Here is a 23,405-nt window from a genome sequence, read left to right as displayed (position 1 = left end):
AGGTTTTGATGCAATAGCGGCACGGGACACCCTTATTTCTCGTCGTCGACGAGGTCTTGGTGTAATAGCGGCACGGGACACCTTTATTACTCGCCGACGACGAGGTTTTGGTGTAATAGCGGCACGGGACACCTTTATTTCTCGCCGACGGCGACGTTTTGGAGCAATAACGGCACGGGACACCCTTATTTCTCGCCGACGGCGACGTTTTGGAGCAATAGCGGCACGGGATACCCTTATTTCTCGTCGACGACGAGGTTTTGGTGTAATAGCGGCACGGGACACCCTTATTACTCGCCGACGACGAGGTTTTGGTGTAATAGCGGCACGGGACAACCTTATTTCTCGTCGACGACGAGGTTTTGATGCAATAGCGGCACCGGGCGCCGTTGTTACTCGCCACGAGACGGCCTGTTTAGCGACTAAACCTCCTGCGGAGTCTTCCGATCCGCTTCAGCCGACCCGCAGACCGACGATGACCAAATCCCGTTCGATGCCGTCGAGCTCCGCGACGCGGGGCAGCAGTCCCCAGCGTTCGAAGCCGTGCTTGCCGAGCAGGCGGAGGCTCGGCTCGTTGTGACCGAATACGAGCCCGACCAGCGTCTTGACGCCGAGCGGCGGAGCGGCCGCGATGGCATGGCGGATGAGCATGCCGCCCAGGCCACGGCCCCGTTCGGCTTCGGAGACGTAGATGCTGAGCTCGACCGTCGCATCGTATGCCGCCCTGCTATGGTAGGACGAGAAGCTTAGCCAACCGGCGACGCGCCCTTCCGCGCGCAATACCCACAAGGGATGCCGATCCTGCCGATGCGCCTCGAACCAGCCGATGCGGCTCTCGACCGATACCGGCTCCAGATCCGCCGTCACCTGCCTGCCCGGGATCGTGGCGTTGTAGATCGAGACGATGTCCGGCAGATCGTCGAACCGGGCGACTTCAATGCGAAAGGCTTCTTGCTGCGGCACGGCTTCCCCTCTTTTCCTAATAAATAAGTTAGTCCAGACGAATGCGAATGTAATGGTCGCTCTCCGGTTCCCGTTCGTAAAATTCGTTCAACGCGGCCTGCCACTCCCCCTGGGCCGGAGAACCCATAAACCCGACGACGTGATCGCCGATGGATTGCCATCGGACAAGCAGCATATAGCGGCCCTCCCGCTCCACGCATTTGTGAAGCTCATGCGAAATATAGCCCCGCGTGCCGGCGAGCAGCTTCTGGGCCTTGCGGAAGCTGCTCTCGAACTCGCTTGCCATGCCGGACTTGACGCTGAGCGTCGAAGATTGCAAAATCATCGCTACACCTCCGGAGGATTGGCATATGTACGACGCCTGCCGCCCTATCGCTCTGCCTAACGATCGTTCCCTTCCCCTGTCTGACGGATCGTTCGGAGCGAGATGCGGTCGTTTTCCCTAATGCCGGATAGACCGATCGCGCTCAGCATGACATAAACATGTCCTTCGCTCCAAAAGAGAGGCACGCCGTCGGAATAACGGTCGGAAGCGCGAAGAACGACCGTCTCGCGGTCCGGAAGCGCGAACGAATAACGGTTGTCGACGCTTTCGATATAATTTCGCAGCGCTCTCGACCGCACGTAAACTTCGCCGTTCAGCTCGATCCATTTGTACGGCGCGTCCGCCGAAGGATACACAGCTACGCCGATATCGGAGCCGTCGACGACGTACGCCGGCGCGTTTTTGATCAGGCTCCGGACCGTATCCGGCGTCGGCGCCAGGTTCAGGAGACGCGCCTGCACGTTTTCCGCGATGCCAATCAAATGCCCCAGGCCCAATAGGACCGGACCGCCGAAGAGACTGAGCACGACAAGCGTGACGGAACCGCTCGTCAAGCCGACGAACGTCCCGCCCGCCAATATCAAATAGCCGAACAAATCGATGATCGCCCGCATGCGACTGACCGCTCCTCGTTCGCTTTAGTCGTCTTCCTCTTCGTCCAAAGACACGGCGTACGCGCAGCGAAAACGTTCGATGCCCGGATATTTTTCGCCCAGGCTTTGCACGGTGAAGCCGATGCTGCGGTAAAAATTCACGCCTTCCTCGTCCGTCTCCGCTTCGATCCGTTCGGGATCGGCGGCGGTCAGGAGATGCAGCACCATGCCTCTGCCGTAGCCTTTTCCCCGCTCGTCCGGATGAACCGCGATATGGCGAATGGTCGCGACGCGGTTCGCATCCGTTTCGTAGCCGATGACGCCGATGATCTCCCCCGTTGTCCTCGAAGCCCAGCAGGCGCAAATCGTCATTTTCCCTGTATTCGTTCAGCACTTCAACCAGCCGGTCGGGGTCCGGAAAAACGGACAGCTCGAGCAGTTCGTAAATTTGTCGTTGTTCCAACCGTTCCTTCACGTCAACCAACATGCGTTCTACCATCCTTCGTTCATGAATTAACCCATTTAATTATCGCCATTAAATAGTTGTCTAGGATCGCCAACGCACAACACTCAGCTCCAGCCCCCCTATTCAACGTCGAAGTTAAAATACGTTTTCGGATAAGGCTCCTTTGCGAGCGTGTAATGCCACCATTCCTTGTCGTACGCCTTGAATCCCCGCTTCTCCATCGCCTTCTTCAGCAGGTTCCGGTTCGCCGTCTGCGCCGCGTTCGCAAGCTTCGCTCCATGCGCGGACACCGGTCCGAGGAAGTCGAAGCTGCCGCCCATATCGACGGCCTTGCCTGTCTTAAGGCCCGCGATCGACAGATCGACCGTGCTGCCTCGGGAATGCCCCGATTTGCTTGCGAGATAACCGAGCTTGAACAGCTTGCGCTTGTCGGTGTCCGGATAAAAGACGTCTTTCGTCTTTTGGTCTTTCGGGTCCTTCGACCAGCGGATGAAGTGATCCACCGCCTTTTGCGGACGGTACGCGTCGTACACCACCAGCTTGTAGCCTTTGGCGGCAAGATCGGCGGCGACCGCCTGCAGCGCCTTGGCGGCCTGCTGCGTCATAACCGCATAGGGCGCCTTGTATCCGTCTACGCGGGCGCCGACGAAGTTGTAATCGCTATAATATCGAATCTCATAGACGGCCGAAGGAATAACCTCGTCCAGATAGACGAATCCTTTAGGCAGCTTGCGCTGCTTGGCCGCCGGGGTCTCGGCGGGTTCGGACGATTTGACGCCGGATGCCCGGACGTCCGCGTCGGCCGGGACCGCGCTTGCCGAATCCGAAACGTTCGCTCCGATCCTGGCGCCTGCGGCGACAGCGGCCGCCGCGGAATCGCCAAGCGTAACGCCTGCCGCGACAGGTTGCGCGGCCGCCACCGCACAGGCGAGAGCCGCGAGCGGTAAGATCCGTTTGCTGCGCATGAGCAAGCGCTCCTCCTTCACGCGATCGTAACCATCATTATAACATCATTCCTTCGTGGAGGAATAACGCGTTGTTGCAGGTTGCCGAGCGACGGGTATAGCTTTTTTGTGTAAAAACAACTTGCCAATCGAAGGAGCGATCGAACATGGCTAACGCTGCGCAAGGCAGTGCCGGAAACGGCGATCTCGCAGGAAAGGTAGCGCTCGTGACCGGCGCCGCATCGGGCATCGGACTCGCGTCGGCCGTCAGACTCGCCCAAGATGGAGCGAAAGTGGCGCTGCTCGGACGGGGCGGCGACGACGAGCTGGAGCAGGCGGTACATAAGATCGCCGAAGCGGGCGGCGAAGCGATCCCGGTCGAAGCCGACATCTCCGTCGAAGCCGACATGCAGACAGCCGTAAAGAAGGTGCTCGATACGTGGGGCCGGCTCGACATCGTCGTCGCCAACGCCGGCATCAACGGCGTGCTTCTGCCGATCGAGGATATGGGCATGGACGACTGGAGCGCGACGATCGGCATTAATCTGACCGGCACCTTCCTGACGGTCAAGCACGCGGTGCCGGCGCTTAAAAAGCAGGGCGGCAGCATTATCATAACGAGCTCTATCAACGGCAACCGCGTTTTCTCCAACTTCGGCTTCAGCGCCTACAGCACCTCGAAGGCGGGACAAGTCGCGTTTATGCAGATGGCCGCTCTCGAACTCGCCAAGTATCGCATCCGCGTCAATGCGATCTGTCCCGGCGCGATCGAGACGAACATCGGGGAAAACACGGATCGCCGGCCGGAGGTCGACGAGATCGCGATTCCGGTAGAATTTCCCGAGGGCGACCAGCCGCTTCGCCACAAGCCGGGCAGCGCCAAGCAGGTCGCCAGCCTCGTGAAGTTCCTCGCTTCCGACGAGTCTTCGCACATTACCGGGACGCCCATTTACATCGACGGCGCGGAATCGCTCCTTCACGGCTGATCCCGGCTTCGCCGCTTGCGCGTCCGTACCGAATAAGCCAGAGCCGTCCGCCGCAAACATACTAGCCGAAGAAGGTGCGCGACATGCAGCTCGAATGCTTCTACCATTCCCCGCGCAGCAACTGGGCTTATTCCTACGACAAGGACACGTTCCATCTGCGAGTAAGGACCAAAAAAGGACGATGTCGACGGCGTCGTCGCCGTCACCGGCGACAAGTACGATTGGCAACGACACCGCCAAGATTGCCGCATGGAGAAAATCGCCGGCGACAGCTTGTTCGACTATTGGGAGTGCGAGATCAAACCCGAACGAAAACGGTTCTCGTACGGTTTCCGGATGATTTCCGGCGACGAACGGGTATGGATGATCGAGTCCGGCATCTTCCGGGAGGAGCCTTGTCCTCCCGGCGGCTATTACGAAATGCCGTTCATTCACGAGATCGACATCTTCAAACCGCCCGAGTGGACGAAGTCGGCCGTCTTCTACCAGATCATGCCCGACCGCTTCGCCAACGGCGATCCGTCGAACGATCCCGAAGGGGTGCTCCCGTGGGGCGGCAAGCCGACGCGAGAGAGCAACTTCGGGGGCGATCTCCAGGGCATCATCGACCGGATCGATTACTTGAAGGAGCTCGGCGTGACCGCCGTCTATTTGACGCCCGTCTTCGAGGCGCCCAGCAATCATAAATACGATACGATCGACTATCGAAAAGTAGACCCGCATTTCGGAGACGCGAAGACGCTTAAAAGATTGGTCGACGCCGCGCACGAAAACGGCATCCGTATCGTGCTCGACGCCGTATTTAACCATACGAGCGTAGACTTCCCCCCCGTTCAAGGACATCGTAAAGCATGGCGAAAAATCCAGGTACAAGCATTGGTATCATATTTACGATTATCCGGTTCGTATCGAGGAAGGCAATCCGAACTACGACACGTTCGGATTTTTCGCACGGATGCCCAAGCTCAACACGGCCAACCCCGAGGTCAAAAACTATCTGCTCGGCGTCGCCGAATACTGGCTCAAGGAAGTCGGCATCGACGGCTGGCGACTGGACGTCGCCAACGAGATCGACCATACGTTCTGGCGCGACTTCCGGCGGACGGTCAAAAGCATCAATCCGGATGCTTATATCATCGGCGAGGTATGGTCCGACTCGCTTCGCTGGCTGCTCGGCGACCAGTTCGATTCGGTCATGAATTATCCGTTCGCGGACCGGGTCAACGAATTTTTCAGTCCGGGCGAAGCCGATGCCGGCGACTTCGCGAGCAAGATCAACAACGTCCTGATGCGTTATCCGCAGCAGACGAACGAGGTCGTTTTCAACATGCTGAGCAGCCACGATACCCCGCGCATCTTGACGATGATGGGTTCGGACAAGCGACGACTCAAGCTGGCGATCGTGTTTTTGCTTACGTTTATCGGTACGCCCTGCATCTTCTACGGCGACGAGGTCGGGCTCGCCGGAGACGGAGACCCCGATTGCCGCAAGTGCATGGAGTGGGATTACGACCGGCAGGACCGCGAGCTGTTCGACTTCTACAGGCTGCTGATCGATCTTCGCAAATCGAACCCGGCGCTTCGCTCGGGACGCTTCCGCTTCCTGAAGGCCGAACCCGGCGACAGCGCGCTCGTCTACGAGCGGATCGACGCCGCGAATCATTTTACCGTATGGATGAACAACGCGGACAAGGAGACGATCATTGCCCACCCGATGCAAACGCACGATTGGGTCGACGCGCTGAGCGGCGATCCGGTCATGCCGGAGGACGGGCTGATGCGCATCGGCCTGGAGCCGCTCGGATACCGGATTTTGCGCCGTTCGATCGTCTGAATCGAATAAGGAGATGTTTGCATCGAGCATGCAGACATCTCTTTTTTTCGGACACATTTTGTTCACGATTGAAAAAAAAGTTCGAGTTTCAAGTTATATATGCGTTGGTTAATAACTATCTATGATTGATCTGGCAGTTATTTTCAAGGAGGAAGAGCAGAGAATGAGCAAGCAAAATGTTCTAGCCATGCTATTAGCCGGGGGGGAAGGCAAACGGCTGCATCCGCTGACGCAGCAATGGGCCAAACCGGCCGTACCCTTCGGAGGAAAACAACGCATTATCGATTTTCCGATCAGCAACTGCCTAAACTCCTTTATCGAAAATATCGGCATCGTGACCCAATACCGCGCAGAATCCATCCACCAATATTTGAGCGACGCCAAGCATTGGAGCGCCGGAGCGCACGCGCAGCGGGGCCAAACCTTGCTGCCGGCCGACCGTCTCGGCGGCGAAGGCTACTTAGGCACGGCGGACGCCATCTATCAAAATATAGATTATATCGACAGCCACGAACCCGAAGACGTCTTGATCCTCTCAGGCGACCATATCTACCAAATGGACTATGCTCCCCCTCCTCTCGGCTCACCGCGAGAGCGGCGCAAGCGCGACGATCGTCGTGAAAAACGTCGCCTGGGAGGAAGCGAGCCGATTCGGCATCATGAGCACGGACGATGAAGGCCGTATCGTCGACTTCGCCGAAAAGCCGGCCGCGCCGAAAAGCAACCTCGCATCCATGGGCGTCTACGTGTTCCGCTGGAGCGAGCTGCGCCGTCTTCTGCTGCTGGACGCGGCGGATCCCGGTTCCTCGCGCGACTTCGGCAAGGACGTGATCCCGCGGATGCTCGCTGAAGGCGATTCGCTCTACGCCTACAAGTTCGGCGGCTACTGGCGCGACGTGGGCACGATCGACAGCCTGTGGGAAGCCAATATGGATCTGCTCGACGGCGCCGTTCACGTCGGCACGCCGGAATGGCCGATGAACGCCTCCGCCCTGTCTTCGGTCGTTCACTTCTCTTCCGGCGTAGGCGCGCAAATTCGCGGATCGCTGATCCATCAAGGCGTGGCGGCGCGCGGCGAGATCGAACGCTCCGTCGTCTCGATCGGCGGCCAGATCGGCGCGAACAGCCATATCCGGGACACCGTCGTCATGCCGCACGCGAAGATCGGCAAGCATGCGAGAATCAATCGCGCGATCATCGGCGAAGGCGCCGTCATCGAGGATTACGCGGTGGTCGGCGACGGCTCGGACATCGTCGTGATCGCCCCGGGCGAGCGCGTCAAGGCGAACGTCTTCATGGCGCCGGCATTCGACCGCATCAAGGACATGAAGGACCGCATCGTGGCCGCGGGCAAGCTGGATCAACCCGCAGCGCTGCTTACGATCGCCGAATAGCCGATTTTCTCGCGAAGAAAGCGGGCCCCCGCTCCGGGGGCCCGCCTTCTTTTTGACGCATGGCTTGCCACGCCCGCGAATCCTAAAGCATGTTTAGAGCACGCTTCCTAAACTGCTCATACTCGCGGATGCGCACGCCGCCAAAAAAGCCTTCGCGATACGCGATAACGATCCGTTATCGCGAGCGCAGCCGCCTGCGGACTATCGCCCCGCCGGCTTAATCGGCTCCGGCTTGCCCCACAGATAGCCTTGGAACAGCCGGTACCCGAGCGTCTGGAGCCAGCGAAAATCCGCCTCGCGCTCAATGCCTTCCGCGAGCGGCACCGCTCCGACCTGACGGGCGACCCGGAGCAGCTCGCCGGCTATCCGCTGCTTGGCAGCATCGCCGCTCACCCCGTCCGCGGCGCCCCGGTCCAGCTTCATATAATGAGGCTTGATCTCGCGAAGCAGCTCCGGCGTGCTGAAGCCCTCGCCTACGTCGTCCAGCGCATAGCTGAACCCCTGTTCGGAGTAATAGGCCAAGATCGACTTCAAATGGTCGATGTCTTCGACCTGCTCGCTCTCCACGACCTCGAAGACGAATCTCGAAGCGTCAAGACCGAGCTCGCGCGTCAAAGCGGTAGTCGTCCGCAGACAGTGCTGAGGCGAATAAATCGACGTCGGAATGAAATTGATGAACACCTTGCCCTTTAAATGAACGGCGCTGCGCACGGCGGCGATACGGCACATGCGGTCGAGCGCATAAAGCCGATTGCGCAGCTTCGCCGCAGCGAACACCTCAGCCGGCGGCAGCAGATTGCCGTCGTCGGCCATAAACCGCGCGAGCACCTCGTACCCGTAGATGTCGCCGTCGCCCGTCATGATCGGCTGGGCGTAAGGCACGACGCGCTCTTCGGCGATGATGCCTTCCACCCACCTTTCGCGCAACGCATCCGGCAGCGTCGCCATCGGTTTCCATACCCCATCGTTCACGCGGTAATTCATCGACTCCGAAGTCATATGGTCGAGGCAAAAATCGTAAAAATCGGCGACCGCGGATTCGCGAAGCACGATTGCGTACGGTTGGCTTTGCTTCGGCGCGCCCCGCTCTTCCAGAAACCGCGCGATATCGCCGGCTACCGCCTCGTTGGCGGCGTCGGCGAACCTCATTTCGTACAAGGGCTCGCCCGCCATGCATTGTCCGCAACTCATCTGCACACTTCCTTCGATGTCTAGCGCGATTAAGGTCCGACTTATACATTCGCCGCATGCGTCTTTATTCCTACCTTTTCCGCAAAAGGAAATAAAAAAAGACAGCACAAAGGCCGTCCTGGATGCCAGAGCAGCAAACCGTACTTGACGATAGCCCTGGTTGTCCCGTCAACGCCGCAACATAAAGCATGCAAATATGGACAGCGTCGCATATCCGGTCTTCCCCTCGCCGAATCGCTCGGTTAAAGTAGAAGAACCGGTTAACGATTGGAGGCTTTATTTTGAATATGCCGTTATTGACAGAACGGATCGCCGCCGCCCGGCGTCGTCCCATCGCGGCCAGGGACCATGTGATTTTCGCCGCCGCGACGCTGCTCTACTGGGCGACCATGTACATTTACGTGCCGATCCTTACGCCTTTTCTCGAGAATCGCGGCCTGCCGTTGGGCACGATCGGGCTCGTCGTCGGCAGCTACGGACTGACGCAAGTGCTGATCCGCTTCCCGCTCGGCTTGTACTCGGACCGCCTCAGAAGGCGCAAGCCGTTTCTTTTCGCCGGCATGGCGGCCGGACTTTTGAGCTGCGCGCTGTTCATGTATATAGGCGGGTGGGCCGGGCCGCTGTCCGGCAGGCTTGTCGCGGGCATCTGCGCGTCGACCTGGGTGCCGTTCACCGTGCTGTACGCCTCGTATTATCCGCCGGCGCAATCGGGGAAGGCGATGAGCACGTTGAGCTTTCTGACGGTCGTCGGACAACTCGGCGGCATGACGTTGAGCGGCTATCTGGCGGGCTCGGGCGACTGGAACGCAGCTTTCGCGGCAGGCATCTTCATTGCCGCGGCCGGCGGCGCGCTTGTCGTATTCGTCCGCGAACCGGGCCCGGCCGCCGACATCGAGGCGAATGCGGGATTAAAAGCAGAGCGACTCGGCAAAAGGCGTACGCTTGCGCTTCTTCGGGACGCGCGGCAGCTGCAGATCGTATCATTGCTGTCGTTGCTCGCCCATTGCGTCTTGTTCATTACGATGTTCGGCTTTACGCCGCTGCAAGCCCTCGAATACGGCGCCGGCAAAAACGGGCTCACCGGCCTCGTCGTCGCCTTCATGGTTCCGCATGCGCTCGTCTCTCTGTGGACAGGCCGCTATATCGCGCCTCGCTTCGGCACGCGCCGCGTGCTGGTGTGCGGCTTTTTGCTGGCCGCTGTCTGTACGGCGCTTATCCCGTTCAGCGGCAGCTACGCAGGCCTGCTGGCTACGCAAGCGGTCAACGGCGCAGCGCAGGGCTTGTATCTGCCGCTTCTGCTCGGGCTTGCGATCAAGGATATTCGGCCTTCCGAACGGGCGACGGCGATGGGATTTTATCAATCCGTCTACGCCGTCGGCATGTTCGCCGGGCCGTATCTAGCCGGGTGGCTGAACGCCGGCGGCGGATTGAAGGCCGGGTTCGGATTCGGCGCGGCGATCGCCGCGGCCGCCGCCGTCGTTGCGCGGCTCGCCGCAAAGCCCTAACCTGCGGGTTCATCGCCGTTCCGCCCTGGATGAAGTCCAGATTCGTCAGGCGCGGCGGACATGCCTATCGGGTTCTCGCTTCCATACTTGAGCAGCGTTAAAAAATCCGGCCTTGCAGCGTCAAGCCCGCGCACGCCAGCGCGATCGAAGCCAGCAGCAGACTGTCGCGCGTCCGCCAGCGCAAGCGCTCGGCCTCGGCCGGCGCGTCTCGCCGTCCGATCCCGCGGCTCTCGAGCGCCAGCGTCACGGTCTCGCCCATCCGGAACAGCGACAGCATAAAAGGCAGTGCGGTGCTGCGCATCCTGCGAAGAACGGCGGCCGGCGAACGCCCGATGTCTTTGCCGCGCGCCAAGGCGATGCGCGCAAAGCGATTCCACTCCCCGAGCAGCTGCGGCACGAATCGCAGGAGCAGCGTCACGGTCAGGACGAGTCGCTGCGACCGTCTTCCCGCGCCGCCCTTTCGCGGCAGCGTCTGGGCGAGCGCGCGGCGAAGGCGAAGCGGCGGAATGGCGGCCGGCAGCGCGATTCCGATCGCGAGCACGAGCCAGGTTTTCGCGAACGAGCGGAACGTAGCGAGACTGTCCGCGGCGTGCCACCAGGCGCCGCTCTCACCGCTGCTCCCCGTCAAACCGGACAAGACGGCAGATCCGAGCGCGAACAGCGCGAACGCGAACAGCGGGCCTCTATATTCGACCAACGGCAGACGGGCGAACCCGACGACCGCCGCCGCCAGCGCGGCCGAAGCCGCCAGCCCGCTCCATCCTGGCGCCGCGAACATGGACAACGACAACGCGACATATCCGAGCCATATGGCCCTTGGATCGAAGGCGGACAGCCGATTGCGCGGGGCTACGGCCTTCGGGCGCGTTCGCGCCTTGGCTCGCGCGCCGACCTCGGTCTTCATCGCGGCGGCTGTACCGGCGCGACGTCCTTCTTCCCCCTTTTTCGCGTCTATTTCATCATCGCCATCTTGTACCCGCCCCCCCATAAAACGCCGCAAGGTCGGCCGCTTGCCACGCGTATCGTTCCGCCTGTCCAAGGCGCCATGCTTCACGGGCGGCCGCATACGATTCCGGCATGCGAAGCCCCGCCTCCGCCCACCACTCGGGATGCTCAAGCAGCGCGCCCCGCGCGCAGTGCCGGATCTCGCCGTCGTCGCCGAGCAGCAGCAGCTCGTCCGCAAGCGGCAGCGCCCAGTCGGGATCGTGGGAAACGAGCATAATGCCGCGCCCCCCTTCGCCTCTCTTGCGCAAGGCTTCCGGCCAGACGATCGCAGCCTTGCGCATCGAGGCCGGCCGTCGGTTCGTCCAGCAGCAGCCATGGCGCCGGCGCCGCCAGCGCGCAAGCGAGCGCCGTCCGGCGCCGCTCCCCGCCGCTCATGGCGAACGGATCCCGATCGAGCCAATCCGCTCCCCATCCCGCCGATTGCAGCGCATCGGTGATTCTATCTTTGCGCGCCTCTTTGTCCAGCCTGTAAGGGCGGAGCACGTAGTCGAGCTCTTCCTTGACCGAGCGCGCGAACAACTGATCCTCGGGCGATTGAGCGGCGTAGCTGTAAGCCAGCAATTCATGACGGCGCGCGCGCGTCTTGCCGCCGGCACGCGGCTGCGAAGGCAAGGCTTCGAAGACGGCCTGTACGTCATCGGCCTCGCGCAAGCCTGCCGCAAGTTCGAGCAGACGCGTCTTGCCCGCGCCGTTCGCACCGAGAAGAACGACGATGCGACCAGGCGTCAGCGTCAGCGAATCGCTCTCGGACCGGTCGCCGCGAGCGCCTACGCGCAGCCGCAAGCCGTCAAAGCGTATCGATTGCGGTTCATAATACGGCCGTTCGGACGGCCGTTCCGACGGCGGCGCAGCATCCGACGCTTGCAGCGCCCAGCCCTTCGGCCATGCGGATTCGCGCGGCGAAGCGGCGATGCGGGAGCGGCCGGCCGAGCGGCGCCGCAGCTCGATTTCCCGCGCCAGCTCGACGCGGAACGGCAGCCGAAGCCCGGCCAGCATACAAGGCGGCACGAGTGCGTCCGCCTTGTTCCGCGCTTCGCCGCGCAAAAATTCGTCCGCCTTGCCGTCAAAGATAAGCCGCCCGGCGGCAAGCGCGACGACGCGGCATTCGGGATCCTGCTCGAGCTCCTCGATTCGCTGCGTGATCCAGACGACCGCCGCGCCTTCGCGCCGCCTTTTTTGCGCCAGCTTCCGCACGAGCGCCTGCGAATCGCCGTCGAGCATCGAGGTTGCCTCGTCCAGGACGAGCAGCGGCGCATGTCCCGCCGCCGCGGCGGCGACGGCCGCGAGCTGCCGTTGGCCGCCGGACAGCGCGCTCCACGGCAGGTCCGCTGCCGCCGCAAGACCGGCTTCGTCCAGCGCCTCGTCCGCCAGACGATGGATGGCGGCGCCGCTCGCGCCGAGCCATTCGAGCGCGAAGACGATCTCTTCGCGCGGCGTCGTCGCGAAAAGCTGCGCGTCCGGCTGCTGCATGACGTAAGGCGCCGGACCGTTTCCCGCGAAGCCGCGCTCCCAACGCTCGGCGCGCAGCACGCCCGGTATGCCGAGACCCGCGACGATTTTCCCCAACGTCGACTTCCCGCTGCCGTTCGTACCGACGATATAGAGCCATTCGCCCGGCGACAGCTTCAGGTCGATCCGATCGAGAAGCGCGGCGGCATTCCCCAAAGGGTCGGCCATCGCATCCTCCCGGCTGGCGATCAATCCCTTGACGATAAGCGGCGAGCCGCCGGAGCTCGGAGCCGCGTCCGAATCTATCTTTTCCGTCATAGCCGAATTCCCTCTTCCCAAACCGGTAGTACCATGCTAGAATTCCAATTGTTAACCACCAAGATGATAACAGGTTAACATTTGAGAGGAGAATTGACAATGTCTCTACCGAATCAATCGCCTGCCGTGCCGGAACTTGTCGATCGCGACGCGGAACCGACCTTTATACGGCAGAACGCTCCGTCTGCCTGGATCGGCAAAACGGTATTCACCGCGCTATTCGCGGCGCTGTTCATCGCCTTCAGCTACGTGTCGGTTCCGCTGGGCTTCACGACCGTTCCCATCACGCTTCAGACGCTCGCCGTCATGCTTGCCGGCGGCTTGCTCGGCGCGCGCCTCGGCTTTTCCAGCATCGCCCTCGTCGTGCTGCTCGCCGCCGCCGGACTGCCCCTGCTGCATGGCCGGGGCGGGCTGGCGACCGTCTTCGGGCCGACCGGCGGCTTTATATGGATGTTTCCGTTGCAGGCGCTGTTCATCGGAATGACCGCGGATCGGCTGCTCGGCAAAGGCCGCAAGGCGACAACGCGTACATACGTCCTTCTCGCCGCATCGATCGTCGTGTTCGGCATCGCGCTCTCGTATGTCGGCGGCGTGCCCTGGTACGCCTATAAAGCGCATCTTTCGCTGCACGCGGCGTTGATCGGCGCCTGTTACCCGTTCCTGCCCGGCGATTTTGTCAAAGGAGCGGCGGCGATGATCCTGATCGCCGCGCTTCGCCCGGCGCTGGCCGTCACGCTCAGGCGGCTGTCGGGGCGCTGACCGCCCCCGTTCCCCGCCGGCGCCAGGCCCGCTTCGTCGCTGCTTCGCCCCTTCGATAGACAAAGATCGCCCTTCGACAGGCATAAGCCTGCGGAAGGGCGATCTTTGTTCGCCTGACGGCATGTTGCTTCAGGATGCCGCTGCCCGGTTGCCGGCGTGCAAGCCGACGCGCCGGGTATGCGGCGCCGGGAACGGCGCCTTCGCCGCTTGAACTTGACCTGCGGCGCGGGATGCCAACCCCATACAGGAAGTCGCCGCCGTCGGTCGCGATCAAAAAACCGTCAGCCCGCCGTATCTCGCCAGCTCCTCGATCAGACGCTTGTAGATCGGCAGCCGGAATTCCATCGGGCCCGCGCGATGAATGCCGCCGCGATGATGCACGACGACTTCTTTCGCATACACCGCGTAGTACGCGGTTCCCGCCGCGATCGAGCCGTAGGCGATCTCGCCGCTCGCCGTGCGGGCCGCGCTCATCGCCTTGCGGTCGAGACGGACGCTCTCGCAGGGAACGACGCTGACGATATGCTCGAATAAGATGTAATAATTCATATGCGGCTTCTGCACGACGAGCTCTCGCGTCGACAGCGTCAATCCGAAAGGGCCTTTTTTGTGAGACACTTTGAGTTCTCCGGTCAAGCCTTTGATTTGCAAAAAATCCGAAATCGGAAACACCTTCCTCCCTGGGATATACGCCAAGCGTCTCGTCTCCTTGCAGTCGGACGGGACGCTAGACGAAGGTACAGGCACCGGTCGGCCGTGCGGCATATCCTGATGACATGCGGCTGCCGCGCGGCAGCATAGTCCTGCAATCGGGAGCGTGAAACGTTGCGATGATCAGCAGCACACTGGACCTAATCGTCAGCGATCTGCCGGAAAGTACGGTCCAAATGACGTCCGGCTGCGCGTACGGCGAAGAAAATGCCTTGACGGAAATCGGGGACGGTACCGAGGTCACGCTTGTGAACGGCAATTACGCCGAAAAAGCGGTCTTACGCTTGCGCAGCGGGGGAGAATGCTTTTTCGGCAGCTTCGAACTCGGCGCCCCCCTTGGCGAAGCGGCTGCGGCTGAGCAGCGACAAGCGCTACAGACTAGTCTACGACGCAAAAAGCAAATCGCTCGGCATCGGACCGTCGCCCGTGTCGGCGGCATCCGCCCCGCTCGGCAGCGATACGAAGCTAGGCGCCGGCCGCCTGTCGATCGGCTACGCGCTGCTCAGCCGGCTCGGCTTGCCCGACGATCATCGGAATCTGGCGCTGACGCTTAAACATGGCGGCCGATCCCGGCGACTTGCCGTCCGTTCGCCCGCGAATTTATTCGAGGGCGGGCTGAACCTGCACCCGGATGCGATTCGCGCGCTCAATCTTCGGAGCGGCACGGCGTACAGGCTCAGCTACGATCAGCGGGCGAAGGAGCTTGTCGTGAGGCCGGTCGGCAGGGCGTCCGCCGACGCCGGCCCGGGCAAAGCCGATGCCCGCCGATCGCGCGACGTTAACCGATCCGGCGGCGCTGCCCGTTCTGGCGGCGCCAACCGATCAGACGGCGCAACCCGCCCGTCGGGAACGAACCGATCAGACGACGCGAACCGCTCGGCCGGCGCGAACCGCGGGACGGACATCAACCGCCCGGCCGGCGCGAATCGCCCGGCCGGCGGTCTCGCTTCCAGACGGCCCGCTTCTGCGCGACAAATCCCGCGAGGCGCCGCCGGCAAGCGCGCCGTTCCGCAGCCGCGGGCGGTAACGCGCAACCCGCCGGCGGCCGCAGCGCCTCCCGCCGACCGCCGGGCGTCCGCTCCGGTCTCGAAGCCTCAGCGGACAACAAGCGTCGCCCGACCGTCCGCCGTCTTCCCCGCGGCCCTTAGGGGCGGCGCCAAGCGGAGCGCGACCGGTTCCGCCGCCTTATCCAAGCCGTATATGCCGAAGGGCCGCGCATAAAGCCGCGGCCCTTCTTGCCGTTAGCCGAGCATTTCCTGCCGGGGCAGACTCGCGCTTCCTGGTTCTATCGTTTATCGTTCATGTCTTTTCCAAACTCAATCGATGCACGTCTCCGGCTCCTCGGCGGGCGGCGTCGCCGCTTCGACGTCGAGCTTCTCCGCGACCGTATCGCGAATGATGCTGACGACGGACTGAAGCATGTAGTTGACGTCCGTCTGGCTTTGCTGGAACTGCTGCACGACCGGCATGCCGTCCAGCTCGTCCTGCAGCGCCGCGATCTCGCCTTCGATCTTTTCGACCATCCCCGGATTTTTGAACGTCTTCTGGAAAGCCACGAGCTCTTTTTGCTTCTTTTTGATCTGGGAGATCAAGCCTTGCACCTTATCGTGGCGCTGAATGAGCCGCTCCGCGTTCTGGTACGTCTGCACCTCGTCGGCCGTCGTGATGAGCTGCGCCAGCTCCTTCGCACGGGCGAGGATATCGTCGCGCAGGATGAGCTCCCGATTGTCGAACTCGGGAATGACGTAGTCCTCGGGTTGTCCGAGATCGGGCACGCCGTGGCTGCAGTCGTCGTGGCCGTGATGATGATCGTGCGAATGCTGAGACATGTTTGGAGTTCCTCCCGAATGTGATCTGCCTTTAATTCGTTCAAACGCCGCCGGCGGTTTTCGGCCATTCGACCGCTTCTTCGGCAAGGCCGATCGCTTCGGCGCGAATGAACCAGGTTTGCGGCTGCGTAACGCGTACCATGGCGAACTGCCCGATCCAGGACTTGGGTCCCTCGAAGTGGATCAGCTTGTTGCTGCGCGTGCGTCCGGATAGCACGTTCGCGTTGTTCTTGCTCTCGCCTTCGACGAGCACCTCGACGATCTGACCGGCAAGCTCCTGGTTGCTGGCCAGGCTCATCTCCGCGATCACCTCGTTCAGACGCGCCAGCCTCCGCTGTTTCGCCTCGTAAGGCACATTGTCCTCCATCTCGGCGGCCGGCGTGCCGGCGCGGGGCGAATAAATGAACGTATAGGCCATCGAAATGCCCGCCTCGCGCACGACCTCGATCGTCTCTTCGAATTGCTCCTCGGTCTCGCCCGGGAAGCCGACGATGATATCGCTCGTCAGCACGGCATTCGGCATCGCGGCCCGGATGCGGCCGACCAGCGACAGAAACTGCTCTCGCGTATACTTGCGGCTCATCCGCTTGAGCACTTCGCTGCTGCCCGACTGGAACGGCAGGTGAATATGCTCCACCAGATTGCCGCCCTTGGCCAGCACCTCGATCAGACGGTCGTCGAAGTCGCGCGGATGGCTCGTCGTGAACCGGACGCGCGGGATGTCGATCTTGCGGATATCGTCCATCAGATCGCCGAATCGGTAGTTCCGGTCCGCGAAGTCTTTGCCGTAGGCGTTGACGTTCTGCCCGAGCAAGGTAATCTCCTTGAAGCCTTGGCGGGCGAGCTCGCGCACTTCGGCGATTACGTCTTCCGGCACCCGGCTGCGTTCCTTGCCCCGCGTGTAGGGTACGATGCAGTACGTGCAAAACTTGTCGCAGCCGTACATGATGTTCACCCAGGCGCGAAGGCCTTCCCGCTTCTTGGGCAGATTTTCGATGATGTCGCCTTCCTTGGACCACACCTCGACGACCATTTCCTTGCCGTAGTGCGCTTCCTTCAGCAGCTCGGGCAGGCGGTGTATGTTATGCGTACCGAAAATGAGATCGACATGCGGATGCTTTTGCAAAATGCGGTTGACGACCGACACTTCCTGGGACATGCAGCCGCACACGCCGAGCACAAGATCGGGCTTTTCCAGCTTCAGCCGCTTCAGGTGTCCGAGTTCGCCGAACACTTTGTCCTCCGCGTTCTCCCGGACCGCGCACGTGTTGATCAGAATGACGTCCGCCCGGGCCTTGTCTTCGGTAGCGGTGTAGCCCATCTCTTCGAACAGGCCGCGCATGATCTCCGTGTCGTGCTCGTTCATCTGGCAGCCGTAGGTGAAAATGCAGTAGTGCCGGCCCGCGCCGAACGTCTTCATGTCCTCGCCGATGCCGGTATCGTAGTGGACCCGGATCTCTTCCTTGCCGCGCTTCTTGCCTTCCCGCAGATCGGGAGGCGAAGAGATTTGAACGTTGCGGCCGTTGATGCGATATGTCGTCTTTCCCTCCTCCTCGGCGATGACCTTCGCGCCGGAGAAGTCGAAGTATTTGGCATAATCTTTAGCCGGACCGGCTGCTTGCCGTCCTTGGCCTTCCTTCGTCATGCGAAGAGATACCTCCTGTCGTGCGCCCTCATAGCGATGGGACCATTCGATTCTCCATTATAGCATAGCAATGTAAGCGGCCCAAGCCTATTCCGACGGCAAAAACGCGCCCGTTGCCGCAAAACGCGCGAAAAACCCGGCAGCGCTCGCTGCCGGGTCGTCGTTCGATCTTCTATTTGCGTAAATTGCGCGTGTCGATCATCCGATTCTGCCTGTCGGGGTGACTGTTGGTGCCGACCGCCCGCTGCTCCTTGACCGCCTCGAAATTCGCCTTCGCGCGATCCGCGTGCGCCTGCCATTGCTTGCCTTCCTCCTGCACGTCGATACCCTGCCTGTCCAACCTGCCGTTGTTCGTCATGCGTATCCACCTCCGGGTTGAATAAGGACTAGTCTTTTTTTACCCTTGGAAGCGCAATCTTAAGCAGGATTAAGCTCGATTTTCAGAGTTTCCGAGTTTCCGAGTTTCCGGGTTTCCGAGCCGTTACCGACGCCTCCAGCCGAACACGCGCACGTGGACGAGCAGCTTCGTTCCCCATTTCGACAGCATGTACGGCACGATAAACGGCGGCAGACGCAAAAAACGCGTCTCCGCTCGTATCGCGGAAACGCGCCCGTTCTGACTTGCTATTCCGGCAACAGCTCGGCGAAGTCGCCCGTCGCGGCGCCGGAGGCGTTGCCTTCGTCGGTGTCGATGTGCATGTCGAGCGAAAACGAAGGGGAGACGCGCGCGATGACGTTTTCGAACACGAGACCGCGATCGCCGCCGACGCGCACCTTGAGCAGCTGCTTGTCCGCGACGCCGAGCCGCTCCGCGTCCGACGTATGAAGATGAATGTGCCGGGCCGCCACGATGACCCCTTCGTCAATCGTCACTTCGCCCGCAGAGCCGACGATCCGAATGCCGGGCGTCCCTTCAATATGTCCGGATTCGCGCACCGGCGGCTTAAGCCCGAGCGAGAAGGCGTCCGTGCGCGATACTTCCAACTGCGTGGCCTTGCGGACCGGACCGAGGATGCGGACTTTCGGAAAAGAGCCTTTCGGACCGTATACCGCGACCGTCTCGTTCGCGGCGAATTGACCCGGCTGCGACAGCGGCTTCATCTCCGTGAGTTCGGCGCCTTCCCCGAACAGGACCCGGACATGCGCCTGCGTCAGATGAATGTGTCTGGCGGATACGCCGACCGGTATTTTTCTGTCTTCGTTCATCGTCATGACCTGCCTTCCGCGAGCGGCTTTTGTTTATTGAACCTTTACACGATGTCATTATAACGCAAACTGGAGACCTTACGCAGGAAGCGAACGCAAGTTCACGAACCGTCCACGCCATTGTCATATTTCTGCCTTATATTACGTGTTCCGCATCCAGCCAACGCTCCGCCTGCGCGATCCATGCGCCGTCTTCGTCGGCAAGCAGCGTTTTCCAGCCGAGCGCGGCGCCTTGCGGCAGGTTGCTTTTCGCATCGTCGACGTACAAGACGTCCGCGAAGCCCCGGAGCTTCGCATCCATCAGGCCGTAGATCTCCGGCTCTGGCTTGCGGCATCCCGCCTCCGCCGACACGAGCACATGGTCCGCGAGCGGGTAGAGGCGCTCGAGCACGGGCGCGATCCACTCGGTTCGGTGATTGCTCAGGATGTTCAGGCTCGCCCGGTCTCGCCATCCGGCCAGCCGCTCAAGCGCCGGCAGCGGCCGGATCTCCGAGATCAGCCTGGCCCTCGCGTCCGCTGCGTCGATGACCGGGAAGCAACCGGTCATCCGTTCCCAAAATGTCGTCTCGGCGATCGCGCCCGTTCATAGTTCCGCTCTGACGTCTTTGCGAAATTGCATCAGCGATGCGTGCGGCACCTTGTAGTCTTCCGCGAGCGATTCCCAAAACCGCGGCGTATAATTCGTGGCGAGCACGCCGCCGACGTCGAGCACAAGCGCTTTGCTTTTAGCCATCGTGATGATTCCTCTCCGTCTGTCGTCCATGAAAGTATATCATTCCAGGGCGACAAGTAAAAAACGGTTTCGCCGTCCTTAAAGACGGTGAAGCCGTTTTTATCGGAGACGATTCAAATTTAGGGATAGCAGTTGTACTGAATCGTTTACAAAAGCCCTTGCAGCCTTTTCGTTTACGCATTTACTACGCATTAGGGCGTCGAGAAAAGACTGAGGAGCCGTTATTTTTGTTCAAATCGCTATTGGCTTCCCGCTAACGGACCCGGGCGCCGCTATTGCGGGATCGCCTGCCTTTGTTAACCTTGATCAGGATGAATAAAGTCTCTCCAGTCCGCTACGATTGCCATTTGAACCGGTTTTTAAGAAATAACGTCTTCTGTGTCCTGCATCCCTGCCTTCTACGAGATTTCAAACGATTCCAAGCTTCATTTCAGCTTTATTTTTTTTCGTCCAGCGTTTTTCATTGCCGCTGTCGTCCTTGAACAAGAAGCTGACCTCGCCCTCTTGCCCCTTCAGCGCGTCCGGATAGAAGAAGCCCATGAACTGTCCGTCGCCGCTGATGTAAAATCCGTCCTCGCCGTTGCCGCCGTGCGCGATCGCGTCCTGCAGCGTGTTGACGATTTTCGTGTCGCCGGAGGTCCAGCTCATTTCGGACAAGGCATAGCCGCGAGGCACCTGCTTGACTGCGAAGTCGAAGCTGTTGCCTTCGATCGGCTTCTCCGTCTGGTCGATGACGATCAGAATTTTCTCGTTATCCGGCTCCCCGGACGCCGCCGCACCCGAACCTTCGCCGGACGAAGCCGGCGAAGAAGCGGGCGCGTCCGTGGATGCCCCGGCGGAAGACGAGGGCGACGGGGAAGCAGCCGGCGAAGCGGACGCGGAAGGCAAAGGCGTCGCTTGCGCGGCGGAAGAAGAAGCGCCCGCCGAAGCCTGCGTATCCGCATTCGTTTTTTCCCCGCAGGCGCTCGTCATGAGCAGCGCCGCCACCGCGGCGGTCATCATCCATTTTTTACGGTTCATCATTCGAATCTCCTCCGATTTCTTTTAATGTAAAGTAGAACGCTACGCCGCGCGGCGTATTGCGGACGCCGAATTCGCTTCCGTGAAGCGTCAGTATATGCTTCACGATGGCGAGTCCCAGGCCCGTGCCGCCGGACTTGCGGTCTCTTGAACGCTCGGCGCGGTAAAATTGCTCCCAAATCCGGTCCAGGTCGGGTTCGGCGATAGGAGGACCTTCGTTTTCGATCGTCGCGCGCACCAGGTCCGGCGATTGGCGCGTCACTGCGATCGCGAGCGCGCCGCCTTCGGCAGCGTGGCGAATCGCATTGCCCAGCAAATTCATGAGCACCTGCTCGATTCGCTTCGGGTCCGCTTCCACTCGCCAATCCTCGTCCGTACCCGCTTCCAGTCGAAGGCCCTTCTCTTCGATCTTTCCGGAAAACGACCGCAGCGCTTTTCGAATCAAATCCGTCAACGATATCGCTTCCGGCTGCAGCTTCACGGCGCTAACCTCGAAACGGGACAGCTCCAGCATATCCATAATGAGCGCGTTCATCCGATCCGTCTCCGTTACGATCAAGGACAAATACCGTTCCTTTTTATCGGCCGCTACGCCGTCCTGCAGTCCCTCGGCGAAGCCCTTGACGATGCCGAGCGGCGTCTTCAGCTCATGCGAAATGTTCGCGACCAGCTCCTTGCGCAACCGCTCGGCGCGTTCTTTTTCCTCGACGTCCCGCTTCAACTGCGCGTTCGCCTGCCTGAGTTCCGCGAGCGCCTTCTCCAGATTCCTGGACATTGCCGTCATGCGGCGCGACAGCTCGCCGAATTCGTCCTGCGACCTTATCTCCTCATGCCCGGCAAAATCGAGCTCGGACAGCCGCGTCGCCGAGCGGGTCAGCCGAACGAGCGGACGCGATACCATTCTCGAATAAACCCACGATAATAAAAGTCCGATTACCAATACGACCGGCGCCAAAAACGCAATGTACCGCTTAAGCGTATCCACGGCTTCGCCAACCGGCTGAAGAGACGTCATGGCGAACAAATAGCGAACCTCTCCGCTCCCCGGCGCCACAGGCTGCAGCAAGACCGCATAGCGAAGCCCGCTCCATGGATCGGTCCATTCCGTTTTCGCCGTTCCTTTGGCCATCGTCCGGATCGAATCCCGTTCCGCACTGGCGGTCCACGCCGACAACGCTTCTTTCATTTTCATATCCTGATAAAAAAGGATTGTACGAACGGCGCTCCGGCACCAGCAGATCCGCGATCGTCCCGTCGACCCTTACGAGCCCGTCCTCAAGCGCGCGTTTCTCCTGTCCGATGGCGATCGGCTGCATGATCGTATCTTCCTCGTCCATATAAATGCCGTCGATCGTCAGCCGATCCCCGATCTTCAGACCTTGCGGGAGCGCGTCGGCGGTCATCCCTTCGCTTGCGAGCGGCACGGTGACCGTCTTGCCGTCCGCGCGCAGCTTCAAAAAGTAGGGATTAACGGCAACGAACTCGAACCTTTCATTCAGCAGCGCCACACTCGCGTCGCTTCGGTTCATGAGGTCGCCGAGGAGGCGCGCGCCGCTGCCCGCTTTCGTTTGCTCGGCCTGCCGGTACGCCTTTCCGAACGCCGTCAGGCTTCTTTCGATCGCCTCGTTTTTGGACGCGCGGTAAAACCGTTCGAAAAATAATCCTTCCGCGAGAAGCAGGAGCACGAAAAGAAGGAGAACGAGCGAAGCCGTCACGGCGAACAGCTTAAAAACGACGCTGCGACCTTTCATGATGACCGCTCGAATTTGTATCCGGTACGCACGACCGTGGAGATCAGCCGGCCTTCGGGACCGAGCTTGGCGCGCAGCTTTTTGACATGCGTATCGACCGTGCGCGGATCTCCGTCGTATTCGTAGCCCCATACCGAATCCAAAATATATTCGCGGGCCAGCACCTTGCCTTCGTGCTTCGCGAGAAACGCAAGCAGCTCGAACTCCTTCGGCGACAAATGGAGCGCCTCCCCCGGATATGGCGGCGGCATGCGCATGCCTGTCGATCGACAGTTCGCCGAACACGAGCCGTTCTCCGTCGCGTCCGACCGTCCCTTCGGTCCGGCGCATAAGCGCAGAGGCTCTGGCGACGAGCACGCGCGGGCTGAGCGGTTTTGTGACATATTCGTCGGCGCCGAGCTCGTACCCCAGGATCTGGTCGTCGTCCTCCGTTCGCGCCGTGATGATGATGACGGGCACATCGGACTTTTCCCGGATGCGCCGGCAGGCCGTCCAGCCGTCCAGCTCCGGCATCATCAGATCGAGCACGACCAGATCGACGGCGTTCCGTTCGAACAGGTCCAGCGCCGTTCGACCGTTATCCGCCTCGAGCACGCCCCATCCTTCTCCTGCGAAATAATCCGTAATAAACTCCCGCATGAGCGCATCGTCTTCCGCCAGCAGAATCGTTCGCTTCATCGCCTCTCCCCCCTCTCTAACCCGCCATGCGGTACGACTCTAACTTTATCCTACCCTTGTGTCCATCGTGTGTACGCCGAAAACCCAAAAAAATAGCGGC

The 23,405-nt window shown here is 61.0% G+C and carries 22 protein-coding genes and 3 pseudogenes; 6 read left to right on the top strand and 19 right to left on the bottom strand.

Going from position 1 to position 23,405, the window contains the following annotated elements:
• Positions 1-453: 453 nt before the first annotated feature.
• From OMP40_RS26645 to OMP40_RS26625, 5 genes are all read right to left on the bottom strand, one after another.
• Complete coding sequence (locus OMP40_RS26645) at positions 454-963, bottom strand: GNAT family N-acetyltransferase (protein ID WP_277535878.1); 510 nt, start codon at positions 961-963, stop codon at positions 454-456.
• 28 nt (positions 964-991) lie between these two features.
• The gene (locus OMP40_RS26640) at positions 992-1,288 is read right to left on the bottom strand and encodes an antibiotic biosynthesis monooxygenase family protein (protein ID WP_277535877.1); all 297 of its coding nucleotides are present in this window, start codon (positions 1,286-1,288) and stop codon (positions 992-994) included.
• Between the two features lie 56 nt (positions 1,289-1,344).
• Positions 1,345-1,902, bottom strand: coding sequence for a hypothetical protein (locus OMP40_RS26635; protein ID WP_277535876.1), 558 nt, complete (start codon positions 1,900-1,902; stop codon positions 1,345-1,347).
• Positions 1,903-1,926: 24 nt separating this feature from the next.
• Positions 1,927-2,253: a GNAT family N-acetyltransferase gene (locus OMP40_RS26630; protein WP_338131242.1), complete on the bottom strand. Its 327-nt coding sequence runs from the start codon at positions 2,251-2,253 to the stop codon at positions 1,927-1,929.
• A gap of 213 nt (positions 2,254-2,466) precedes the next feature.
• Entirely contained in the window at positions 2,467-3,312 is an 846-nt protein-coding gene (locus OMP40_RS26625; RefSeq protein ID WP_277535874.1) for a M15 family metallopeptidase, read from the bottom strand.
• Positions 3,313-3,458: 146 nt separating this feature from the next.
• On the opposite strand from OMP40_RS26625, the gene OMP40_RS26620 reads away from it, so the two are divergent.
• From OMP40_RS26620 to OMP40_RS42325, 3 genes and pseudogenes are all read left to right on the top strand, one after another.
• The gene (locus tag OMP40_RS26620; protein WP_277535872.1) at positions 3,459-4,277 is read left to right on the top strand and encodes an SDR family oxidoreductase; all 819 of its coding nucleotides are present in this window, start codon (positions 3,459-3,461) and stop codon (positions 4,275-4,277) included.
• A gap of 83 nt (positions 4,278-4,360) precedes the next feature.
• A pseudogene (locus tag OMP40_RS26615) lies at positions 4,361-6,111 on the top strand (alpha-glycosidase).
• A 163-nt stretch (positions 6,112-6,274) separates the two neighbouring features.
• A pseudogene (locus tag OMP40_RS42325) lies at positions 6,275-7,505 on the top strand (sugar phosphate nucleotidyltransferase).
• A gap of 201 nt (positions 7,506-7,706) precedes the next feature.
• Here the strand turns inward: OMP40_RS42325 and OMP40_RS26600 are convergent.
• Positions 7,707-8,696 carry an EAL domain-containing protein gene (locus OMP40_RS26600; protein ID WP_277535866.1) on the bottom strand — a complete coding sequence of 330 codons (990 nt, stop codon included), beginning with the start codon at positions 8,694-8,696 and terminating at the stop codon, positions 7,707-7,709.
• Positions 8,697-8,983: 287 nt separating this feature from the next.
• On the opposite strand from OMP40_RS26600, the gene OMP40_RS26595 reads away from it, so the two are divergent.
• A complete protein-coding gene (locus OMP40_RS26595; protein WP_277538045.1) occupies positions 8,984-10,201 on the top strand; it encodes an MFS transporter in 1,218 nt (405 codons plus the stop codon).
• A gap of 97 nt (positions 10,202-10,298) precedes the next feature.
• Here the strand turns inward: OMP40_RS26595 and OMP40_RS26590 are convergent, their stop codons facing one another.
• The gene (locus OMP40_RS26590) at positions 10,299-11,105 is read right to left on the bottom strand and encodes an energy-coupling factor transporter transmembrane component T family protein (RefSeq protein ID WP_277535864.1); all 807 of its coding nucleotides are present in this window, start codon (positions 11,103-11,105) and stop codon (positions 10,299-10,301) included.
• A gap of 209 nt (positions 11,106-11,314) precedes the next feature.
• Positions 11,315-12,973: an ATP-binding cassette domain-containing protein gene (locus OMP40_RS26585; RefSeq protein ID WP_277535862.1), complete on the bottom strand. Its 1,659-nt coding sequence runs from the start codon at positions 12,971-12,973 to the stop codon at positions 11,315-11,317.
• A gap of 99 nt (positions 12,974-13,072) precedes the next feature.
• On the opposite strand from OMP40_RS26585, the gene OMP40_RS26580 reads away from it, so the two are divergent.
• Complete coding sequence (locus OMP40_RS26580) at positions 13,073-13,732, top strand: biotin transporter BioY (RefSeq protein ID WP_277535860.1); 660 nt, start codon at positions 13,073-13,075, stop codon at positions 13,730-13,732.
• A gap of 270 nt (positions 13,733-14,002) precedes the next feature.
• On the opposite strand, the gene OMP40_RS26575 is transcribed toward OMP40_RS26580, so the two are convergent.
• Positions 14,003-14,350: a hypothetical protein gene (locus OMP40_RS26575; protein WP_277535859.1), complete on the bottom strand. Its 348-nt coding sequence runs from the start codon at positions 14,348-14,350 to the stop codon at positions 14,003-14,005.
• Between the two features lie 429 nt (positions 14,351-14,779).
• Between OMP40_RS26575 and OMP40_RS26570 the strand changes: the two genes are divergently transcribed.
• A complete protein-coding gene (locus OMP40_RS26570) occupies positions 14,780-15,664 on the top strand; it encodes a hypothetical protein (protein ID WP_277535858.1) in 885 nt (294 codons plus the stop codon).
• Between the two features lie 95 nt (positions 15,665-15,759).
• On the opposite strand, the gene OMP40_RS26565 is transcribed toward OMP40_RS26570, so the two are convergent.
• The 10 genes and pseudogenes from OMP40_RS26565 to OMP40_RS26520 form a co-directional block, all read right to left on the bottom strand.
• On the bottom strand, positions 15,760-16,272 hold the full coding sequence (locus tag OMP40_RS26565; RefSeq protein WP_277535856.1) for a YlbF/YmcA family competence regulator: 513 nt from the start codon (positions 16,270-16,272) through the stop codon (positions 15,760-15,762).
• Positions 16,273-16,312: 40 nt separating this feature from the next.
• On the bottom strand, positions 16,313-17,917 hold the full coding sequence (gene miaB / locus OMP40_RS26560; RefSeq protein ID WP_277535853.1) for a tRNA (N6-isopentenyl adenosine(37)-C2)-methylthiotransferase MiaB: 1,605 nt from the start codon (positions 17,915-17,917) through the stop codon (positions 16,313-16,315).
• A gap of 172 nt (positions 17,918-18,089) precedes the next feature.
• Positions 18,090-18,275 (bottom strand): hypothetical protein, encoded by a 186-nt coding sequence (locus tag OMP40_RS26555; protein WP_277535851.1) that lies wholly within the window; start codon positions 18,273-18,275, stop codon positions 18,090-18,092.
• Positions 18,276-18,541: 266 nt separating this feature from the next.
• Positions 18,542-19,123 (bottom strand): phosphate propanoyltransferase, encoded by a 582-nt coding sequence (gene pduL / locus OMP40_RS26550; RefSeq protein ID WP_277535849.1) that lies wholly within the window; start codon positions 19,121-19,123, stop codon positions 18,542-18,544.
• A 136-nt stretch (positions 19,124-19,259) separates the two neighbouring features.
• The gene (locus tag OMP40_RS26545) at positions 19,260-19,670 is read right to left on the bottom strand and encodes an HAD-IA family hydrolase (RefSeq protein WP_277535847.1); all 411 of its coding nucleotides are present in this window, start codon (positions 19,668-19,670) and stop codon (positions 19,260-19,262) included.
• Between the two features lie 36 nt (positions 19,671-19,706).
• Positions 19,707-19,856, bottom strand: a complete 150-nt coding sequence (locus tag OMP40_RS26540; RefSeq protein ID WP_277535846.1) for a hypothetical protein — start codon at positions 19,854-19,856, stop codon at positions 19,707-19,709.
• A 408-nt stretch (positions 19,857-20,264) separates the two neighbouring features.
• Positions 20,265-20,879 (bottom strand): hypothetical protein, encoded by a 615-nt coding sequence (locus OMP40_RS26535; RefSeq protein WP_277535845.1) that lies wholly within the window; start codon positions 20,877-20,879, stop codon positions 20,265-20,267.
• On the bottom strand, positions 20,866-21,891 hold the full coding sequence (locus OMP40_RS26530) for a sensor histidine kinase (RefSeq protein ID WP_277538044.1): 1,026 nt from the start codon (positions 21,889-21,891) through the stop codon (positions 20,866-20,868). Before OMP40_RS26530 ends, OMP40_RS26535 begins: the two co-directional genes overlap by 14 nt.
• Positions 21,848-22,627 carry a hypothetical protein gene (locus OMP40_RS26525; RefSeq protein ID WP_277535843.1) on the bottom strand — a complete coding sequence of 260 codons (780 nt, stop codon included), beginning with the start codon at positions 22,625-22,627 and terminating at the stop codon, positions 21,848-21,850. Before OMP40_RS26525 ends, OMP40_RS26530 begins: the two co-directional genes overlap by 44 nt.
• A pseudogene (locus tag OMP40_RS26520) lies at positions 22,624-23,305 on the bottom strand (response regulator transcription factor). Before OMP40_RS26520 ends, OMP40_RS26525 begins: the two are co-directional and overlap by 4 nt.
• Between the last annotated feature and the right edge of the window lie 100 nt (positions 23,306-23,405).

The sequence above is a fragment of the Cohnella rhizosphaerae genome (genome assembly GCF_029525575.1).
Taxonomy (GTDB): Bacteria; Bacillota; Bacilli; order Paenibacillales; family Paenibacillaceae; genus Cohnella; species Cohnella rhizosphaerae.
This window is presented reverse-complemented; position numbering and strand designations above follow the sequence as displayed.